The organism is Exiguobacterium indicum HHS 31 (assembly GCF_001939065.1).
Lineage (GTDB): Bacteria > Bacillota > Bacilli > Exiguobacteriales > Exiguobacteriaceae > Exiguobacterium_A > Exiguobacterium_A indicum.
In genome coordinates, this window is the sequence record NZ_MPSZ01000003.1 from 1 (window position 1) to 18,421 (window position 18,421).

Annotated in this window: 19 protein-coding genes and 1 other RNA gene; 1 reads left to right on the forward strand and 19 read right to left on the reverse strand. The window is 49.4% G+C overall.

The annotated features are described in order from the left end of the window. Positions 1–159 precede the first annotated feature (159 nt). The 13 genes from ssrA to N179_RS09810 all read right to left on the reverse strand — a co-directional run bounded on the left by ssrA (position 160) and on the right by N179_RS09810 (position 11,440). Positions 160–518, reverse strand: a transfer-messenger RNA (tmRNA) gene (gene ssrA, locus N179_RS09745). Positions 519–576: 58 nt separating this feature from the next. Next, positions 577–1,047, reverse strand: coding sequence for an SsrA-binding protein SmpB (smpB, locus tag N179_RS09750; RefSeq protein ID WP_075642801.1), 471 nt, complete (start codon positions 1,045–1,047; stop codon positions 577–579). A gap of 32 nt (positions 1,048–1,079) precedes the next feature. Then, on the reverse strand, positions 1,080–3,440 hold the full coding sequence (gene rnr, locus N179_RS09755) for a ribonuclease R (protein WP_075642802.1): 2,361 nt from the start codon (positions 3,438–3,440) through the stop codon (positions 1,080–1,082). A gap of 14 nt (positions 3,441–3,454) precedes the next feature. Then, positions 3,455–4,195: an alpha/beta hydrolase gene (locus N179_RS09760; protein ID WP_023469200.1), complete on the reverse strand. Its 741-nt coding sequence runs from the start codon at positions 4,193–4,195 to the stop codon at positions 3,455–3,457. Positions 4,196–4,296: 101 nt separating this feature from the next. Further along, positions 4,297–4,530 (reverse strand): preprotein translocase subunit SecG, encoded by a 234-nt coding sequence (secG, locus tag N179_RS09765; protein WP_023469201.1) that lies wholly within the window; start codon positions 4,528–4,530, stop codon positions 4,297–4,299. A 147-nt stretch (positions 4,531–4,677) separates the two neighbouring features. Beyond that, a complete protein-coding gene (gene rbsB, locus N179_RS09770; protein ID WP_058264676.1) occupies positions 4,678–5,595 on the reverse strand; it encodes a ribose ABC transporter substrate-binding protein RbsB in 918 nt (305 codons plus the stop codon). A 27-nt stretch (positions 5,596–5,622) separates the two neighbouring features. Continuing rightward, a complete protein-coding gene (rbsC, locus tag N179_RS09775) occupies positions 5,623–6,591 on the reverse strand; it encodes a ribose ABC transporter permease (RefSeq protein ID WP_050678685.1) in 969 nt (322 codons plus the stop codon). 1 nt (position 6,592) lies between these two features. Then, the gene (locus N179_RS09780; RefSeq protein WP_075642803.1) at positions 6,593–8,071 is read right to left on the reverse strand and encodes a sugar ABC transporter ATP-binding protein; all 1,479 of its coding nucleotides are present in this window, start codon (positions 8,069–8,071) and stop codon (positions 6,593–6,595) included. A gap of 12 nt (positions 8,072–8,083) precedes the next feature. Continuing rightward, positions 8,084–8,473, reverse strand: coding sequence for a D-ribose pyranase (gene rbsD, locus N179_RS09785; RefSeq protein ID WP_075642804.1), 390 nt, complete (start codon positions 8,471–8,473; stop codon positions 8,084–8,086). Continuing rightward, positions 8,470–9,348, reverse strand: coding sequence for a ribokinase (rbsK, locus tag N179_RS09790; RefSeq protein ID WP_075642805.1), 879 nt, complete (start codon positions 9,346–9,348; stop codon positions 8,470–8,472). Before rbsK ends, rbsD begins: the two co-directional genes overlap by 4 nt. Next, complete coding sequence (locus N179_RS09795) at positions 9,345–10,325, reverse strand: LacI family DNA-binding transcriptional regulator (protein WP_075642806.1); 981 nt, start codon at positions 10,323–10,325, stop codon at positions 9,345–9,347. The genes rbsK and N179_RS09795 overlap by 4 nt, the downstream gene beginning before the upstream one ends. Before the next feature lie 198 nt (positions 10,326–10,523). After that, the gene (locus N179_RS09800) at positions 10,524–10,763 is read right to left on the reverse strand and encodes a hypothetical protein (protein ID WP_075642807.1); all 240 of its coding nucleotides are present in this window, start codon (positions 10,761–10,763) and stop codon (positions 10,524–10,526) included. Between the two features lie 323 nt (positions 10,764–11,086). Then, complete coding sequence (locus N179_RS09810) at positions 11,087–11,440, reverse strand: hypothetical protein (RefSeq protein ID WP_058264670.1); 354 nt, start codon at positions 11,438–11,440, stop codon at positions 11,087–11,089. Positions 11,441–11,575: 135 nt separating this feature from the next. Here N179_RS09810 and N179_RS09815 point away from each other — a divergent pair, with 135 nt between their 5' ends. Continuing rightward, positions 11,576–11,896 carry a hypothetical protein gene (locus tag N179_RS09815; RefSeq protein ID WP_023469210.1) on the forward strand — a complete coding sequence of 107 codons (321 nt, stop codon included), beginning with the start codon at positions 11,576–11,578 and terminating at the stop codon, positions 11,894–11,896. A 138-nt stretch (positions 11,897–12,034) separates the two neighbouring features. Here the strand turns inward: N179_RS09815 and N179_RS09820 are convergent, their stop codons facing one another. From N179_RS09820 to N179_RS09845, 6 genes are all read right to left on the reverse strand, one after another. Then, positions 12,035–12,283, reverse strand: a complete 249-nt coding sequence (locus N179_RS09820; protein WP_230088506.1) for a hypothetical protein — start codon at positions 12,281–12,283, stop codon at positions 12,035–12,037. Between the two features lie 12 nt (positions 12,284–12,295). Beyond that, positions 12,296–13,207 (reverse strand): acyl-ACP desaturase, encoded by a 912-nt coding sequence (locus N179_RS09825; RefSeq protein WP_035396308.1) that lies wholly within the window; start codon positions 13,205–13,207, stop codon positions 12,296–12,298. A gap of 269 nt (positions 13,208–13,476) precedes the next feature. Beyond that, on the reverse strand, positions 13,477–14,769 hold the full coding sequence (gene eno / locus N179_RS09830) for a phosphopyruvate hydratase (RefSeq protein WP_023469213.1): 1,293 nt from the start codon (positions 14,767–14,769) through the stop codon (positions 13,477–13,479). Positions 14,770–14,828: 59 nt separating this feature from the next. Then, positions 14,829–16,376 (reverse strand): 2,3-bisphosphoglycerate-independent phosphoglycerate mutase, encoded by a 1,548-nt coding sequence (gene gpmI / locus N179_RS09835; protein ID WP_075642809.1) that lies wholly within the window; start codon positions 16,374–16,376, stop codon positions 14,829–14,831. Beyond that, complete coding sequence (tpiA, locus tag N179_RS09840) at positions 16,377–17,129, reverse strand: triose-phosphate isomerase (RefSeq protein ID WP_075642810.1); 753 nt, start codon at positions 17,127–17,129, stop codon at positions 16,377–16,379. Positions 17,130–17,156: 27 nt separating this feature from the next. Continuing rightward, positions 17,157–18,341 (reverse strand): phosphoglycerate kinase, encoded by a 1,185-nt coding sequence (locus tag N179_RS09845; RefSeq protein ID WP_035396304.1) that lies wholly within the window; start codon positions 18,339–18,341, stop codon positions 17,157–17,159. Positions 18,342–18,421 lie beyond the last annotated feature (80 nt).

Genomic DNA, 18,421 nt, shown 5'->3' on the forward strand with positions numbered 1-18,421 from the left:
CTAAATTAATAACTACTAACTAACTTAACTAGTATAGACTATACTAGTATTACTAATTAATTAAAGTTATAATACAACTAAATTATTTAATTAAACGTAACTAAAACTAAACTAGTATTAGTAGTTTGTTTTGACTTTTTGAAATCCTAAGACTTCAGGGTATGGAGACGGTGGGAGTCGAACCCACGTCCGAAGGCATCGTATACTTAAGCTTCTACGTGTGTAGTCAATTTATTGGGATCTCGTCGTCAGGCTGCCAATTGACAGGCGTCCGTCCGACCAGTCTGATTCCATCTCTTCTCTTTCCCTCCAGACGGAAAGGTCCAAGCGTAGCCTGTTTAAAGTGAGACCCTAGAAATCAGCCGACCAGGCGACAGCTGCTAGGATCCGCAGTTGCTATTACGCTGCTGCGAGTTGTGTGTTAGTTTTGCCAGTTATGGCTGGTGCGTTTTAACGAGGCCGACCCCTCGACACGCCACAGAAGACCGAACTACCCCCGTCGAATCCGTAACGTCCCCAAGATAATAAATTGGGGCTTTCCGAATACTAATATTCTAGCAGAAAAGTGTTACGGGTTCAATACTTTTGCTTATCACGAAGTGCCCGCTCGATATCACGCTTCGCATCCTTCTTCTTCAGGTCTTCGCGTTTATCGAATTTTTTCTTCCCGCGTCCGAGTCCGATCAAGCATTTCGCGTACCCGTTCTTGATGTAGACTTTGAGCGGTACGATCGTATAACCGTCCCGTGAGACCGCACCGATCAAGTTCGCGATCTGTTTCTTGTGCAGCAACAGTTTTCGTGGGCGGAGCTGTTCATGGTTGTACCGGTTCCCCTGTTCGAAGTGGGCGATGTTCGAGTTCCAAAGAATCGCTTCTCCCCCGTCGAACCGGACGAATGCATCCCCGATACTGATCTTTCCTTTACGGACCGATTTGATTTCCGTTCCCGTCAAGACGAGACCGGCTTCAATCGTATCCTCGATCGCATAATCGAACGAGGCTCGTTTGTTGTTTGCTAAGACTTTCGAATCTGTTCCCTTTGGCATGTTCGTTCACCACATTTCCGATGCGGAAGCGCTTATTTGCGCTTCCGTTTCTTATTCGAGACCGCCTTATGGAACGGCGGTTTATCCTTTTTATCTTTCAGCGCGAAGCCTTTGCCTTTTGACTGGTCCTTCGACTTGCCTGGACGTTTTGACTTGCCACGACGATCATCTTTCTTCTTGTCGTCACGTTTTTGTCCCGGACGTCCACCGCTTGAGCGGATCGTCTTCGACTCGAACCGTTTCTTCGGTTGCCGTTCTGGCATCCCGACGACGCTGAAGTCGATCGTTCGTTCATCGATGTTGACGTTCGTGACCTTGATCTCGACGACATCCCCAATCCGGAACTGTTGCTTCGTCCGCTCACCGATCAGCTGATAGTTCGCTTCATCGTAGCGATAGAAGTCATCCGTCATCGCTTGGATGTGGACGAGTCCTTCGATCGTGTTCGGCAATTCGACGAACATTCCGAAGTTCGTCACGCCGCTGACGACGCCTTCAAACGTCTCACCGATGTGTTGCTCCATATATTCTGCTTTCTTCAACGCATTCGTTTCTCGCTCGGCGTCAACGGCACGACGCTCGCGTTTTGACGAATGATCGGCGATTTCCGGTAAGATTTCCGAGTAACGATCTTGCGTCTTTTGTGACTTGTCGTTATATATGACATATTCACGGAGCAGACGGTGAACCATTAAGTCTGGGTAACGACGAATCGGTGACGTGAAGTGCGTATAGTAGTCTGTCGACAGACCGAAGTGACCGATCGGTTCGATGTCGTATTTCGCTTGTTGGAGCGAACGGAGCATAACCGTACTGACGACCGCTTCTTCTGGCTCCCCTTCGACAGCGTTGAGGATCGATTGCAACGTTTTCGGTGCAACTGACTCACCCTTGCGTTCGACGTTGATCCCGAAGTTACCGATGAACTTGAAGAACGTATCAAGACGTTCAGCTTTTGGCTCATCGTGAATCCGGTACATGAACGGCAGTTTTTGACGCTGAATGTGCTCCGCGACCGTTTCGTTCGCTGCGAGCATGAACTCTTCGATCAGCTTCTCGGCGACCGACCGTTCACGAAGAATGATTTCACTTGTTTTGCCTTCTTCGTTGACGAGAACCTTCGCTTCTGGGAAGTCGAAGTTGATCGCTCCGCGACGTGAGCGACGTTCGCGCAGGATTGCTGCGAGTTCCGCCATCTTATCGAAGTATTCGACGAGATCTTGGTACTTCGCAATCACTTCTTCATCTTCGCGTTCGATGATTTTCCGGACGTCCGTGTATGTCATCCGTTCCGTCGTCTTGATGACACTCTGGAAGATCTCATGGTTGACGACAGCTCCGTTCGCATCGATTTCCATGATACAGCTGAGCGTCAAACGATCGACGTGCGGGTTGAGCGAACAGATTCCGTTCGATAGACGGTGCGGAATCATCGGGATGACGCGGTCGACGAGATAAACACTCGTTCCGCGCTCACGCGCTTCTTCGTCGAGTGCTGAATCTTCTTTGACGTAATGCGAGACGTCGGCGATGTGGACACCAAGCTCGAAGTTGCCGTTCGCTAACTTTTTTACGTGAACCGCATCATCGAGGTCTTTTGCGTCTGCCCCGTCGATCGTCACCGTCAATTCGTTTCGTAGATCGACACGTCCGACTAGATCCTTCTCATCGATCTGATCCGGTACGGCGTTCGCCTCAGCGATCGCTTCCGGTGAGAAGTCGACATTGATGCCGTGCTTATGGACGATCGACAAAATATCGACGCCTGGGTCATTCTTGTGACCAATGATTTTCAAGACTTTTGCCGTTCCGGCGTAGCGACCGTCCGGATACTTCGTGATCCGGGCGAGGACTTTATGACCATCGACGGCACCAAGTGTATCGTCGTTCGCGACGACCGGTAAGAACGTTAGCTTCGTATCATCCGGTTCGATATAAGCGATCGATTCGATCCGTCCTTTGGGACTGACGAACGTTCCGACGAAATCAGCTGGTCCGCGTGAGAGAATCTTGAGCAGTTTCCCTTCACGACGGTCACCGCCGTTTGACTCGGCAAACACTTTGACGAGGACACGGTCGCCGTTATAGACGTTCTTCAGTTCCGGTGCCGGTAAGAAGATATCGCCTTCTGAGCCGTCTTCCGGTGAGACGAAACCGAACCCGCGTTGGTGGACGGAAATCTTCCCTGCGACTTGACCGATTTGCGCGAGCGTTCCGTATTTGTTCGAGCGTGTCCGGGCGATCAACGCTTCGTCTTCCATCGCGTTCAGCGTTCGGATCAATTCCTTGAATGCTTCCGTATCCGCTAGTTCTAGTTTTTTCGTTAATTGATCAATCGACAACGGACGTTCTTCCGTCGTGATGACCGTTAGTATTCGTTCACGTAATTCCAACGTGACACCTCCAGTTACTTGCTCCAGTTCAATGACTCCAGGAAGTCCAAGATGTCAGAGTGGAGCTGGTCTTTTTCTTTGTCGAGCGTAATGACGTGACCTGAGTTCTCATACCAGATCAGCTCTTTTTGGAAGGCACTGACTCCATCATGGATGATGTTCGCGGAGTCGGTGTTGATCATGTGATCATTGCGCGCTTGGACGACGAGCGTCGGTGCGTAGACGTCCTCGAGCGAATCGCGTGTCTCGCGCAGCAGTTCCTGTAAGTCCTTCAAGGTCGGCATCGGTTCGAAGGACGCCATCTCGTGGTCGATCTCTTCTTGCGATTTGCCTTCTCGCTTCTTGAATTCTCGTGCGTACTCGGTGACTCCTGCATACATGACTTCTTCACTTTTGATGTAGGCGGGTGCACACATCGGGATGACCGCTTTGACCGGACGGTTCATCGATAACTTCAACGACATGACGCCACCGAGCGACAGTCCGCAAACGGCGATTTCGTCATAACCTTTATCGACAAGTTCCTGATATCCGGCAAGGACATCCTGCCACCAGTCGGCTGGCCCGGTCTTCGTCAGCTCTTCGGGTGGGGCAGCGTGCCCTTTATATTGTGGTGCGAGGGACGTATAGCCCTGCTTCTGTAAATAGCGACCGAGGATGCGGACATCCGCGCTCGATCCCGTGAATCCGTGTAATAGTAAAACGGCACGTGGGCCGGCTTCGAAAAAGAATGGTTTTGGTAAAGTGATTTTCATAAAATGATTCCCCCTCTAACTCTATACCCCATATCCGGAAAAAATGAATATCGAGAAATACAAAAAACGACAGCGCGATCATACGGCTGTCGTTTCAATGCTCACTTATAAAAAGCGACGAGTAACGCCAAGATGAAGAGTAATGCTCCTAAGATAGACGCCACACGATTTAGGACCGCATCCAAGCCACGAGCTTTTTGGCGACCAAATAATTGTTCTGCTCCACCCGTCAATGCTCCGAGTCCGGTCGTACGACCCGACATCAATAGAACGACGATGATGAGAAGAACGGAAACGACGATGAGGCCGACAAGAGCCACGTTATGAATGATCATCGATGATCCTCCTTCAGTAATATACGCTTCTTTCATTATAGAGAAAAACAAGTACGGGAACAAGGAATAGATTTAGGAACTTTTACCTGCCTGCTCCCCCTGACGAAAAAGAGACACCTGAATCGTCGACTCAGGTGTCCTGTCTTCTTATTGTTTAATCAATTCGAGGTCGACTGGGATGTTCTTCTCGACTGTTTCACCTTTGAGGTGCTTGATCGCTGTCTCGACACCCATCTTCCCGATCTCAGTCGGTTTTTGAGCGATTGTTCCTGCCATTTTTCCGTCTTTGACAGCTTTGACGGCATCATCCGTCGCATCGAAGCCGATGACTTTGACATCGTTCAGACCCGCTGCTTTTAATGCTTCAACCGCACCGAGTGCCATCTCATCATTGTGTGCGAAGACGGCTTTGATGTCTTTGTTGTTCTGGAGGATGTTCTCCATGACCGACAAGCCTTTTGCCCGGTCGAAGTTTGCTGCTTGTTTTGCGACGACGTCAAGTTTACCGTCGACTGCTTCATGGAACCCTTTACCACGGTCGCGTGTTGCGGATGCTCCTGGAATCCCTTCGAGCTCTACGACTTTTGCTTTGTCGCCGACGAGTTCGATCATATATTCACCTGCTTGTTTCCCACCCGCGACGTTATCTGACGCGATGTGTGCGACGACGTCGCCTGCTTCTGCATTCCGGTCAACTGTGATGACGGGGATGTTCGCATCGTTCGCTGTTTGGACGGCTGCACCGACTGCTGCTGAATCCGTTGGGTTGATCAAGATGAGATCGACTTTCTTTTGAACCATGTCTTCGATGTCGCTTGCTTGTTTTGCCGCATCATCTTGTGCATCTGCGACTTGAAGAGTTGCACCTTGTGCTTTTGCTTCTTGTTCTGCCCCTTCTTTTAACGAGACGAAGAATGGGTTATTGAGGGTTGAAATCGAAAGACCGATCTTGAAGTCCTTCGTCTTCTTCTTCGCATCACCATTGTTGCTGCCTGGCTGTTCCGTCGAACAGGCGGCTGCGAAGACCATTAGTGCCATCATGACGACTGCAAGTAGTTTTTTCATCTGTAGATCCTCCTTTTTGAGTGTGGGTTACGCTGCTTGTTTCCGGTCCGCGAGTACCGCGAACAAAATGACTAAACCTTTGACGACGAGTTGGAAGAACGAGGAGACACCAAGCAAGTTGAGTCCATTGTTCAGTGTTCCGATGATCAAGGCACCAATCAAGGTACCGACAATCCAGCCACGACCACCTGACAGGCTCGTCCCACCAAGGACGACCGCTGCGATGGCGTCGAGTTCATACGATGTCCCCGCCGTCGGTTGTGCCGAGTTCAGACGGGACGTCAGGATGATGCCGGCAAGTGCTGCCATCAACCCTGAGAGTGAGTAGATCATGATTTTGACTTTATTGACTTGAATCCCCATTAACTTCGCTGCTTCTTCGTTGCCACCGATCGCATACGTATAACGACCGAACGTCGTCTTCTTCAAGATGAAGTAGAGGACCGCGAAGGCGATCAACATCGTCAGGACCGGTACCGGGAAGATCCAGAAGTAACCGCGTCCGAACAATTCGAACCAGCCACCTTGGCTCAGACCAGTGATTGGTTTCCCGTCCGTATAGACGAGCGTCAATCCGCGGAAGATCGTCATCGTCGCGAGTGTCGCGATGAATGGTGCGACTTTTCCGAGTGAGATGACCATCCCGTTCAAGGCACCCATGACGGCTCCGACGATCAGACCAGCCAGAACAGCAATCAACGCTGACGTTCCGTCCGTCATCAGACCCGCGACGAAGGCGGACGAGAGCGCGAGAATCGATCCGACTGATAGATCAATCCCACCCGTCAGAATGACGAACGTCATCCCGAAGGCAATCAAGGCATTGATCGAGACTTGCCGTAAGATGTTAAATAAATTATTCAGTGTTAAAAAGTCCGGTTCCATGATCGAGACGACGAGGACGATCGCGAACAATCCTGCGAGTGGTCCAAGCTTTTGTCCGATCCCAAGACGTCTCGGTTTTGCTTCCGTTACCTTGCCTTGCATCAATTCCATATCATTGTCCTCCTGTCGCAAGTGTCATGATGCTTTCTTGCGTCGCTTCCTGTCGTGTCAACATGCCGCTCATCTTGCCCTCTCGCATGACGTAGACCCGGTCGCTCATCCCGAGAATCTCCGGGAGGTCCGAGCTGACCATGATGATCGCGACACCCGCCGCAGCGAGTTCGTTCATGATGAGATAAATCTCTTTCTTCGCCCCGACGTCGACACCACGTGTCGGTTCGTCGAGGATCAAGACTTTCGGTTGTGTCCCGAGCCACTTCGCGAGGACGACCTTCTGTTGGTTCCCACCGGACAGTGACTTCGCCGGCTGGTCCATCGAACTGTGCCGGACCGAGAGCGACTTCAAGTATCCTTCTGCGAAATCACGTTCTGCCTGATCCTTGATGACACCGGATCTTGATAACGAACGAATCGTCGGCAGTGAGATATTCTCACGTAGTGAAAAGTCGAGGAACAAGCCTTCGCCTTTACGGTCCTCGGTCAAAAAGCCGATGCCTTGGCGGATCGCATCGTACGGCGTCTTAATCTTCAGCGACTGTCCGTTCAGTTCAATCGTCCCGTCTTTCAGGCGATCGACCCCGAACAATCCGCGCATGACTTCCGTCCGCCCCGCGCCCATCAAACCAGAGAAGCCGATGATTTCACCCGCCTTGACGGAGAACGAGACATCGTAGAACCGTTTCCCGCTCGCCTGTTTGACTTCAAGGACAGTCGCACCGATCGACACGTCACGATCCGGATACCGTTCGCCCATCTCACGACCAACCATCTCTCGGACGATCTGTTCGAACGATGTCTCAGGAATCGCGTGCGTAGAGACGGAGATCCCGTCCCGTAAGACGGTAATCCGGTCACAGAGCTCGAAGATTTCCTCCATCCGGTGTGAGATATAAACGATTGAGACACCTTGATTGCGTAGTGCCGTCGCGACGCTAAATAAGGCACGAATTTCCCGCTCCGTCAGTGCGGCTGTCGGTTCATCCATGATGATGACCTTCGCGTCCGTCATCAGAGCTTTTGCAATCTCGATCATCTGTTGTTGACCGACTGATAACGTCCGAGCGAGTTGATCGACGTCCATGAAAACATTCAATTCGGCGAGTTCTCGTTCTGCCTGGCGCTTCATTTCCCCTTGCTTGAGAATCCCGAAGCGTGACTTCAACTCCCGTCCGAGGAACAGATTCTCCGTCACCGTCAAATCCGGGAGGATGTTCAGCTCCTGGTGGATGAAGGCGATCCCCGCTTCTTCGGCAAGTTTCGGATTCTTATATTCGACGTCCTGTCCATCGACGCGGATTGTACCTGCGTCCGCTTTATGGACACCGGTCAAAATCTTCATCAGCGTCGATTTCCCGGCACCGTTCTCTCCCATCAAGGCATGGATCTCACCCGCAGCGAGTTCGAAGTCGACACCTTTGAGGACAGGGACGGGACCGAATGCTTTTTTGATACCTGTCATCTCGATACGCATCGCATGACCCCCTTAAAAGATTACGCCGGAATGGAAGATGACATTTGCGTACGGTGTCGCTTCCCCGGTCCGGATGATGACCTTCGCCTGCTGTGTCTGTTTCTTGAATTCCTCGTGCGTGACGAACGTCGTCTCGATCTTCATGGCTTCTAGTTGCTCGAGCACGTTCGGGTTCGCTTCTTTGATTTCCGTCGCCAGTGTCAGCTGTTCAATCGCCATGTCACCGGCGACGACACGGACGACGTCGAGGAATGATGGTGTGCCGAGTTCCAGTGCTAAATCAATCCGTGCGACCCCATCTGGAATCGGTAAGCCGCAATCGGCGATGACGATCGTATCGGTATGACCGAGATCAGTCAGGACTTTGCTAATATGACTGTTTAAGATACCGTTCTTCTTCATGCGTCTCCCTCCATCTGTTCCCGTGTCGGCATGCCACCTTGAGCGCCAAGCGCACGGATTGATAAGCCTGCTGCACGGTTCGCGAAGCGAATTGCTTCGACGAGCGATTGTCCTTCCGTTAACGCAACGGCTAAGGCACCGTTGAACGTATCCCCTGCTCCTGTCGTATCGACGACGGTCGTCTCGATTGCTGGAATCGTCACGATCGACTCTCCATCGTAGAAGCGTGCGCCTCGACTGCCTTCGGTCACGATCAATTTATTCGGGTATTCCATGAGCCAATGTTCGATCGGTTGGTCTTGTCCGAAGATCAAACCACATTCATGTTCGTTTGGCGTTAAGTATGTGACGTGTTTAATCAATTCCGGACTGAGTGACATCGCCGGTGCTGGATTCAAGACGACTGGAATACCGGCTGCATGTGCTTCGCGAGCCACGGTCTCGACCGTTTCGATTGGAATCTCGAGCTGGAGTAAGATGATTTCACTGGCTGCGAGAATCGGTGCGAGTACGTCACTCGTAAACTGCACATGTTGATTGGCAGACTGAACGACGACGATCGAGTTATCGCCTTCAGCGAGCGTGATGTGTGCCGTTCCCGTCCGTTCACCTTCAATCGTTTGCAAGTGCGACGTCTGCACTCCTTGCGTCTTGAAGTTTTCGCGGATTGCTTCGCCGTTCGCGTCACTGCCGACGCAACCGATCATTTCGACCGTACTGCCGAGACGCGCGACTGCGACCGCTTGGTTCGCACCCTTTCCGCCCGGTACGGTATGAAAGGCATCCCCGATGACTGTTTCGCCTGCACCTGGACGGCGTTTACTTTCGACGACGAGATCCATCGAGATACTACCGATGACACTGATTTGTTTCATGTTTCCTCATCCTTCCGTTTCGTCGTTTCCCGTTCGATGATCTCAACCGTCAACTCATGATGAACGGCGGCAATCGGTGTGCCTTCAATCCGCTGAATCAAAAGTTTCGCGGCCAGCTCTCCCATTTGGTAGATCGGCTGCGCAATCGTCGTCAACGGTGGTGAAATCATTTGTCCGAGTTCGATGCCGTCGTAGCCGATCACTTGTAGCTCGTCCGGAATCGTAATCCCGCGCTCCGCAGCGACTTGCACCGTTGCTGCAGCGATGACATCACTCGCAGCAAAGATCCCGTTGCAATGATAGTGATCAAAGAGATAGTTCGTGGCATCAAGCGCCCCTTGAAAGTGGAACGGTGACTCGATGCTTGCAACGAGATGCGTTCCAGCAATTTCTTCGAAGCCATCCCGTCGTTTCTTGATCGTCGGGAGTTTCGATGGACCACTGATGACGGCCAGTTCCGTCGCACCAGATGCAAGTAAAAATGATGCTGCCTTCTTCCCGCCTTCGTATCCGTTTGACGTCACCGTCGGAATCGCTCCTTGTAACACACGGTCTAACGCTACGACCGGCACTTCGAGTTCTTCATAGTTCGGATTGTTCGAGTAGTTCGTCGTGATGATCAATCCGTCGACATGCATCGCCTCTAGTGACTTAATATATTCGCGTTCTTTCTGAAACTGTTCGTCTGTGTTACACAAAATGACCTGAAAACCATGTTGATGTGCCATATCTTCCACAGCCCGTGCGAGTTGTGGGAAGAATGGGTTCGTGATGTCTGGAACGATCAAACCGATCAATCCGGATCGTTTTTGGAACAACGATCGTGCGACCCGGTTCGGTCGATAATCCAATTGTTTGATTGCCTGAAGCACCGCTTTACGCGATTTCTCACTGACATAACCCTTTTCATTCATGACGCGTGAGACCGTCGCGACGGAGACATGTGCCGCTTTCGCTACTTCCCGGATGGTCGACATGTTTCGCCACCTCTTTCTTTTGATAACGCTTACAACAATCATCATATTGTGTAACCGGTTACACATCAATCTTTTTTCTTTAAAATATATTTTATTTTTTTCGAGTTCTTGGATTGGACCATAAAAAAGAAGCCTGACGCGGCTTCAGACTTACGATCACTCCATATGATCATGCACTTGAACACTCTGAATCATGTCTTAAATAAAGACAATCAGTGAAAGACCAATCAAAATATTAATGAATCCTAGCCCATCCGTCGCTTTCGTGTATAATGACGGTTTATCTTTTTTGACACTGTCATTCAGAAACATTAATGTCACGGCAATGACTGTCTTTACGCCGAGTGGCGCATTGAGAAAACTATCGGAGTACGTAAATAAGTTATTCATAATGTAGACACTGTTCAAAATGGACAAACCAAACAACACTTTATGCATGAAACTCACTCCTATAATCACCAGGATCTTACGAAACCAACTAAGATCTAATTTCGCTCTCTTTCTATTATAGAATATTCTTCCAGTTACTCTTCCTTACACTATTGAAAGAAAGTATTTGGAGGTATACGCAAATACACCGTAAGACAGCGTCACGCCAGCTTACGGTATATTGATTGTCAGATTAGATAGCACTAGACGATTGATTTTCAGAAAAGACGGAGACTCCTGCGGGAATAGCGGAATAGGTAAGACCCCGCAGGAGCAAACGCGACGAGGAGGCTTGCCTTCCGCCCGCGGAAAGCAACGTCTTGGGCGGAAAATCAATGAATATCTTCGCTTTGATTCTTTTTATTTTTCTTCTCTGTATACAAACGTCGAATCAAAGCAACAACGAACGCAATGATTGCTAGCGGCTCAAACAAATAAATCAATAGGAACGTGACATCGATGACGGCATCCTCCGGATTATAACGGATGATATAGAGCGCACCGGGTAAGATGGCAATCAGTCCGCCAATTCCGAGTGCCGTTCCCAAAATCAGACTCTGACGCGAAAACCGGCTCGTGATTTGATACAAACCGATGAATAGTATGAGTTCCGTAAAATAGATGAGGCGCAACGGGATGTCACCAATCGACGTATCAAGCCCTAAAAACAAAAACCGAAATAGCATGTCGATTCCCCCTTCCCTCTAGTTCTACCCCGAACAGCGTCCTCGTAATGCTTGATTTCCAGTTTCCCTGCATATCCTCGCTTCAATTAGGGAATAGCTAGAGAGTTACAGTCACATACAGAGAGTTGGGATCGGATGAAAGAAGAACACTCGATGAGGGTCGTCAGTTGTCTGAATGATTATTTCGAACGTCATCAGCAGCCCCTTCAGGTCGATCTCTTACGAGGTCTACCACCTATCGTGCTATTGTTGCGCGATGACGCGAAACGTGCCTTTCCGAAGGAAGCGAACTTGCACGATGAACTGTTACAAGACATCAAACGTTTGATTCAGGAATGTTTGGATCCCGATACACTGCGCGAATTGGGAATCGATGTCGATCTCCCGGACTTTTTCGTGACCCGTGCACCGCTTCATTCTGCCCATCATTATCTCGTTACATTCATCGAAGACTGACTTCATGTTAAAAGCAGCTATTTCTTCTTTCACAAAACATGTGAAGCAAGAGATAACTGCTTTTTTTAGGGATAATAAAAAACCGATAGCGCCAAAGCACTACCGGTTTTGCTTCCCTTCACGTATGGTAAAGACGACTTAATTCTCAACCTCAAGAATCGCTTCGATTTCAGCTTCTACTTCTTTGTTGACCATTTGCGAACGTTTTTTACGTAATTCGAGATCCATCTCCTGATCGATGAATTGATTCGTATGCTTGTCGAAGCAATCAAAACAGATCGGATAAAAATCTTTCGCTTCTTTGTTCAATGAGTTGAATTCCCACGTGTCGAGTTCCAAGTAACTGACTTGGTTGTTCGTTTCAGTTCCACAGATTTCACACTTCATCTTCATTCCCCCTTACGCGTCAATCTTCGCTTTTTCGAGTTGGCGTTCCTGACGTTCCTTGATACGCTTCAAACGTCCATGATACTTCATGATGTTCGCTTGAGATTGTTTCGCTTCGTCAGTTGTCGGTTCTAAATCAGCGATGCCCCAGAATTTGACGACGACGTCTAATACTTGGTCGAAGTATTGGAGTGGTCCATAGTTCGTATCAACAGCAATCGTCTTCATCCGTTCCGTGAAGTCAGGCATGACAGCACCTGGCATCGAGAAGTTGATGATGACGTCTTCGAAGAAGACGATGAAGTTCGGGTCAAGCTCTAGGTGTGCTTTGACCGTGTCACGATAGAACGCATAATGCAGTGCTTCATCCTTCGCTAGACGACGGAGTAGCGTTGCTAAGTCTTTGTCGTGTGCCCCTGCGATTTTCGCGACGTTGTTATAGAAGACGAGTGTCGCTAACTCTTGCAGTGACGTATACGCCATCGTTGCTAGCGGGTTCGTGAAGTCCGGGAACCAGCCGTTTTCAACGACGCGTCTTCTTAATTGATGAAGTCGCGTTGGATTGACGTTTCGCGTGACGAGTAAATACGTCTCGAGTAAGTTCGAGTGCTGATCTTCTTCTGCTGTCCACGTCCGGACGAAATCATTGATGACTTCCATCGAGTTCTTGAACGTATAGTCTAAGTGCGACGTATACCACGGTAAGTTGACTTCTGTCAGCAATGCCGTCTCGATTGCGACGATGACACCTTCCGGAAGCGTGACTTGGCTTTCATCCCAAGGGACACGTTTGAACGACATCGCCTTATCCCACGGAATGAACTCGTGGTAGCTCCAGTCGATGTTGGCTGAACGCTCCTTGTGAAGTCGGTATAACTCTTGAATGCGTGGTTCTAAACGGATATCTAAATCTGAATTTAACATGATCGTATCTCCTTTAGACGTATTTGTCATCTGCATCGAGCAAGATGTAATTAATGCCTATAACTATTTAATTTGCACTTATTTATGAGTATAACATTTTAGTCATCTACTAGGATGAATCAATTTTTTGACAGTTCAGTATAGTTTTGATGACAAAAGTGCTTTTCATGTTTGACATTGCTTGATATACAAAAAACCTCCTATCCGTGTGTACGTATCACACGAATAGGAGGTTTTCCTTATAGCTTGTTCAAACGATCAACCTGAAATTACTTCTTGAGGTTGTAGAATGATTTGATTCCGTCGTAGACAGCAACGTCTGAAAGCATGTCTTCGATGCGGAGAAGTTGGTTGTATTTCGCGATACGGTCTGTACGTGAAAGTGAACCAGTTTTGATTTGACCAGCGTTTGTCGCAACAGCGATGTCAGCGATCGTTGAATCTTCAGTTTCACCAGAACGGTGAGAAACGACAGCTGTGTAACCAGCTTTTTTAGCCATTTCGATTGCGTCGAATGTTTCAGTCAACGTACCGATTTGGTTAACTTTGATGAGAATCGAGTTCGCGATGCCTTTTTCGATACCTTCAGCAAGTTTCTCAGTGTTCGTTACGAACAAGTCATCCCCAACGAGTTGGACTTTGTGTCCGATACGATCTGTAAGAAGTTTGTGACCATCCCAGTCGTTTTCGTCACAGCCATCTTCGATTGAGATGATTGGGTATTTGTCAACGAGTTGTGCGTAGAATTCAACAAGCTCTTCTGTTGAAAGGACTTTGCCTTCGCCAGCGAGGTTGTATGTTCCAGCTGCTTTATCGTAGAACTCAGAAGAAGCGACGTCCATTGCAAGGTAAACATCTTCGCCTGCTTTGTAGCCAGCTTTTTCGATTGCTTCAAGGATAACTGTGATTGCTTCTTCGTTTGATTTCAAGTTTGGAGCGAATCCACCCTCGTCACCAACTGCTGTGTTAAGACCCATTCCGCTAAGAACTGATTTCAACGCGTGGAAGATTTCAGCACCCATACGAAGTGCTTCTTTGAATGTTGGAGCACCGACAGGCATGATCATGAACTCTTGGAAGTCCACGTTGTTGTCTGCGTGTGATCCACCGTTGATGATGTTCATCATTGGTGTTGGTAATGTTTTCGCGTTGAATCCACCGAGGTATGTGTAAAGTGGAAGACCAAGCTCATCAGCAGCAGCACGTGCAGCAGCCATAGAAACACCAAGGATTGCGTTAGCGCCGAAGTTACCTTTGTTTTTCGTACCATCGAGATCGATCATCTTTTTGTCGATTCCAGCTTGGTCGAAGACATCGTAACCGATGATTTCTGGTGCGATTTTTTCGTTGACGTTGTCAACAGCTTTCAAAACACCTTTTCCGAGGTAACGTGCTTTGTCGCCATCACGGAGTTCGACTGCTTCGTGCTCACCAGTTGATGCACCTGATGGTACGAGTGCGCGACCGAAACCGCCATCTTCTGTATAAACTTCTACTTCTACTGTTGGGTTACCGCGTGAATCAAGAATCTCGCGTGCGTAAATCTCTGTAATCATTGACATTTAAATTCGCTCCTTTTGTGTGTAAGAAATATGTGGTGTAGCTACTTCGATCGACGGGATTATTTCTTCAATACGATCGATTTACCAGTCATCTCTGCTGGTTGGTCCGCCCCGAGGAGATCAAGGACCGTTGGTGCGAGGTCAGCGAGTGCACCTGTGAGTGGTTCAAGGAGTTCAACGTCCTCGACCGTCACGATACATGGCACGGGTTCTGTCGTATGCGCCGTCATCTTACTGCCGTCCGCATTGAGGACTTTATCCGCGTTCCCGTGGTCAGCCGTGATGACTGCCGCGCCGCCTTTGCTGAGAATCAAGTCAACGACTTTCCCAAGACACTCATCGACAGCTTCGATCGCCTTTTTCGTCGGCTCGAGCATACCCGAGTGACCGACCATATCCGGGTTAGCGAAGTTGAGGATGATGGCGTCGTGTTTGTCCGAGTTGATTGCGTCGACGAGGGCATCTGTGACTTCATAGACGCTCATCTCCGGTTTCAAGTCGTATGTCGCGACTTTTGGTGAAGGGATCAAGATCCGATCTTCCCCTTCGTATGGTTCTTCACGTTGTCCGTTGAAGAAGAACGTGACGTGCGGATACTTTTCCGTTTCCGCGATGCGTAGCTGTTTGAGACCTTGTTTTGACAATGTCTCACCAAGCGTGTTCTTGATGTCTTCAGGCGGGAAGACGATGTCCGTATCAATCGCATCCGAGTACTTCGTCATCGAGACGAGTAGCAGGTTCTTCGGTGCGTTGTCCGGAAGTTCGAATCCGTCGAAGCCACCTTTTTCTTTGTAGACTTTCGAAAGCTGAATCGCACGGTCAGGACGATAGTTGAAGAACACGATCGCATCGTTATCGTGGATCGGTGCGACTGGCGTACCGTCTTCCTGCACGACAACAGTTGGTTCGATGAACTCATCCGTTACGTCTTGTTTGTACGAAGCTTCGACCATGCCGATTGGATCCTTCGTCGTTGGACCTTCACCGAACGTGATGGCGTCATAGACTTTCTTGACGCGTTCCCAACGGTTATCGCGGTCCATCGCATAGTAGCGACCAGAGATACTCGCGAATTGTCCAACATTCAATTCATCCATCTTCGCTTGCGCGTCACGGAGGAAACCAGCGCCCGATTGTGGGTCGCAGTCACGACCGTCCGTGAAAGCATGGAGGTAGACTTTTTCGATTTCGTGAAGTTTCGCGAATTCGAGCACTGCATATAAGTGGTTGATGTGACTGTGGATCCCACCGTCAGAGACCAAACCGAAGATATGAAGCGCTGAACCGTATTTCTTCACGTGACCTGCCGCATCGTTCATCGCTTGACGCGAGAAGAACGAGCGATCCTTGACCGCGTTGTTGATTCGGGATAGCGATTGATAGACGACGCGACCTGCACCGATGTTCAGGTGACCCACTTCTGAGTTCCCCATTTGACCTTCAGGCAAACCGACGTATTCGCCTTTCGCATTCAACAACGTATGCGGGTATTGACCCCAGTAACGGTCGAAGTTCGGTTTGTTTGCCGCCGTAACGGCATTTCCGAACTCCTCGTCACGCATACCAAAACCATCAAGGATGATCAGTGCGACTGGACGTTTTTTCATTTAAATCGCCTCCAACAGTTTGAGGAACGATCCTGTCTCAAGACTTGCACCGCCGACGAGCGCGCCGTCGATGTCTGGTTGAGCCATATATTCTTTGATGTTTTCCGGTTTGACGCTACCACCGTATTGGATGCGGACAGCTTCTGCTGCTTCAGCACCGAATTCAGCTGCAACGACGTCACGGACGAATTTACAAGAATCTTGTGCATCTTGTTCTGTCGCTGATTTACCTGTTCCGATTGCCCAGACAGGCTCGTAAGCGACGACGAGATTTTTCACTTGGTCGACAGTAAGACCTTTGAGGCTGTTTGCTGTCTGTTCACGGATGACGTCTTCGAACTTGCCGTCTTCACGCTCTTCCAGTGTTTCACCTACACAAACGATTGGAACGAGACCGTGCTCGAACGCTTTTTTCGCTTTGCTGTTGATGAACGCATCTGTTTCGCCGAAGTACTCACGACGCTCAGAGTGACCGAGGATGACGTATGTCACGTCGAGTTCTTTGAGCATGAGCGGGCTGATTTCACCAGTGAAGGCACCGCTCTCTTTGTCGTACATGTTTTGAGCACCGATCTTAAGATCCGTACCAGCTGCTGCTTCTGTCAAGTGTGCCAAGAATACTGCTGGCGCACAGACGGCTGCGTCGACTGTCGTCGAAGCAGGTACAGCTCCTTTGACTTCCTCAACGAATGCGACTGCATCCTTGAGCGTCAGATTCATCTTCCAGTTACCTGCGATAATTGGTTTACGCATTGAGAAACACTCCCTTGTGAACTTAGATTACTTGTCGTTTAGCGCTTCGACACCAGGAAGAGCTTTCCCTTCCATGAATTCGAGACTTGCTCCACCACCTGTAGAGATGTGGCTCATTTTGTCAGCAAGACCGAATTTCTCTGCCGCAGCAGCTGAGTCGCCACCGCCGATGATTGAGTACGCATCGCTGTCCGCAAGAGCTTGCGCGACACCTTTTGTACCGTTTGCGTATTTATCGAGTTCGAATACGCCCATCGGTCCGTTCCAGACGACGAGTTTCGAGTTCTTGATTGCCTCTGCATAGAGTTCAACCGTTTTTGGACCGATATCAAGTGACATGTGATCTGCTGGGATCTCTGTGATGTCACGTGGTCCGACATATGTTTCTTCTCCGAATTCCTTCGTGATGACACAGTCGATTGGCATGAGGAACTTAACGCCTTTTTCTTCTGCTTTCTTCATGAATTCCTTCGCTTGGTCGATTTTGTCGACCTCAAGAAGTGAAGTACCGACTTCGATACCACGAGCTGTGAGGAACGTGTACGATAAGCCGCCACCGATGATCAACGTATCGACGATGTCGAGTAAGTGATCGATGACACCGATTTTGTCCGCAACTTTCGAACCACCGATGATTGCCGTGAACGGGCGATCTGGGTTAGAAAGAGCTTTACCGAGAACTTGAAGTTCTTTTTCGATGAGAAGACCGGCAACTGCTGTGTCGACATGGTGTGCGATACCTTCTGTCGATGCGTGTGCACGGTGTGCTGCGCCGAACGCGTCGTTGACGAAGACGTCAGCGAGTTTCGCGAATCCTTTAGCGAGCTCTTCGTCGTTTTTCGTTTCACCAGGGTAGAAGCGGACGTTCTCTAAGACGACGACATCGCCGTTTTCGAGTTTGCTGACTGCTTCTTCTGCAACTGGACCGTATGCTTCTTCAACGAGCTTGATGTCTTTACCAAGCAATTCGCTGAGGCGTGCTACGACTGGTGCAAGTGAGAACTCAGGGTTCTTTTCGCCTTTTGGACGACCCATGTGGCTAGCGAGAATGACTTTTGCTCCGCCGTCGATCAAGTGTTTGATCGTTGGGAGTGCAGCACGGATCCGTGTGTCATCCGTGATTTTACCGTCTTCCAACGGTACGTTGAAATCTACGCGTGTAAATACGCGTTTTCCTTGTACATCGATGTCGCGAATCGATTTCTTATTCATACATTCGTCCTCCGTCTCTTACGTATAGTGAGGGGCGAATGCCCCTCCCGCTTTTTTCCGCAATAAGAGCGGAGACTGAT

Bases quoted from the DNA above. Each gene is read 5' to 3' on its own strand.
- smpB (WP_075642801.1), bottom strand. From the start codon at position 1,047: ATGCCAAAGGGAACAGATTCGAAAGTCTTAGCAAACAACAAACGAGCC.
- N179_RS09760 (WP_023469200.1), bottom strand. From the start codon at position 4,195: ATGAAAATCACTTTACCAAAACCATTCTTTTTCGAAGCCGGCCCACGT.
- secG (WP_023469201.1), bottom strand. From the start codon at position 4,530: ATGATCATTCATAACGTGGCTCTTGTCGGCCTCATCGTCGTTTCCGTT.
- rbsB (WP_058264676.1), bottom strand. From the start codon at position 5,595: ATGAAAAAACTACTTGCAGTCGTCATGATGGCACTAATGGTCTTCGCA.
- rbsC (WP_050678685.1), bottom strand. From the start codon at position 6,591: ATGGAATTGATGCAAGGCAAGGTAACGGAAGCAAAACCGAGACGTCTT.
- N179_RS09780 (WP_075642803.1), bottom strand. From the start codon at position 8,071: ATGCGTATCGAGATGACAGGTATCAAAAAAGCATTCGGTCCCGTCCCT.
- rbsD (WP_075642804.1), bottom strand. From the start codon at position 8,473: ATGAAGAAGAACGGTATCTTAAACAGTCATATTAGCAAAGTCCTGACT.
- rbsK (WP_075642805.1), bottom strand. From the start codon at position 9,348: ATGAAACAAATCAGTGTCATCGGTAGTATCTCGATGGATCTCGTCGTC.
- N179_RS09795 (WP_075642806.1), bottom strand. From the start codon at position 10,325: ATGTCGACCATCCGGGAAGTAGCGAAAGCGGCACATGTCTCCGTCGCG.
- N179_RS09800 (WP_075642807.1), bottom strand. From the start codon at position 10,763: ATGCATAAAGTGTTGTTTGGTTTGTCCATTTTGAACAGTGTCTACATT.
- N179_RS09810 (WP_058264670.1), bottom strand. From the start codon at position 11,440: ATGCTATTTCGGTTTTTGTTTTTAGGGCTTGATACGTCGATTGGTGAC.
- N179_RS09815 (WP_023469210.1), top strand. From the start codon at position 11,576: ATGAAAGAAGAACACTCGATGAGGGTCGTCAGTTGTCTGAATGATTAT.
- N179_RS09820 (WP_230088506.1), bottom strand. From the start codon at position 12,283: ATGAAGTGTGAAATCTGTGGAACTGAAACGAACAACCAAGTCAGTTAC.
- N179_RS09825 (WP_035396308.1), bottom strand. From the start codon at position 13,207: ATGTTAAATTCAGATTTAGATATCCGTTTAGAACCACGCATTCAAGAG.
- eno (WP_023469213.1), bottom strand. From the start codon at position 14,769: ATGTCAATGATTACAGAGATTTACGCACGCGAGATTCTTGATTCACGC.
- gpmI (WP_075642809.1), bottom strand. From the start codon at position 16,376: ATGAAAAAACGTCCAGTCGCACTGATCATCCTTGATGGTTTTGGTATG.
- tpiA (WP_075642810.1), bottom strand. From the start codon at position 17,129: ATGCGTAAACCAATTATCGCAGGTAACTGGAAGATGAATCTGACGCTC.
- N179_RS09845 (WP_035396304.1), bottom strand. From the start codon at position 18,341: ATGAATAAGAAATCGATTCGCGACATCGATGTACAAGGAAAACGCGTA.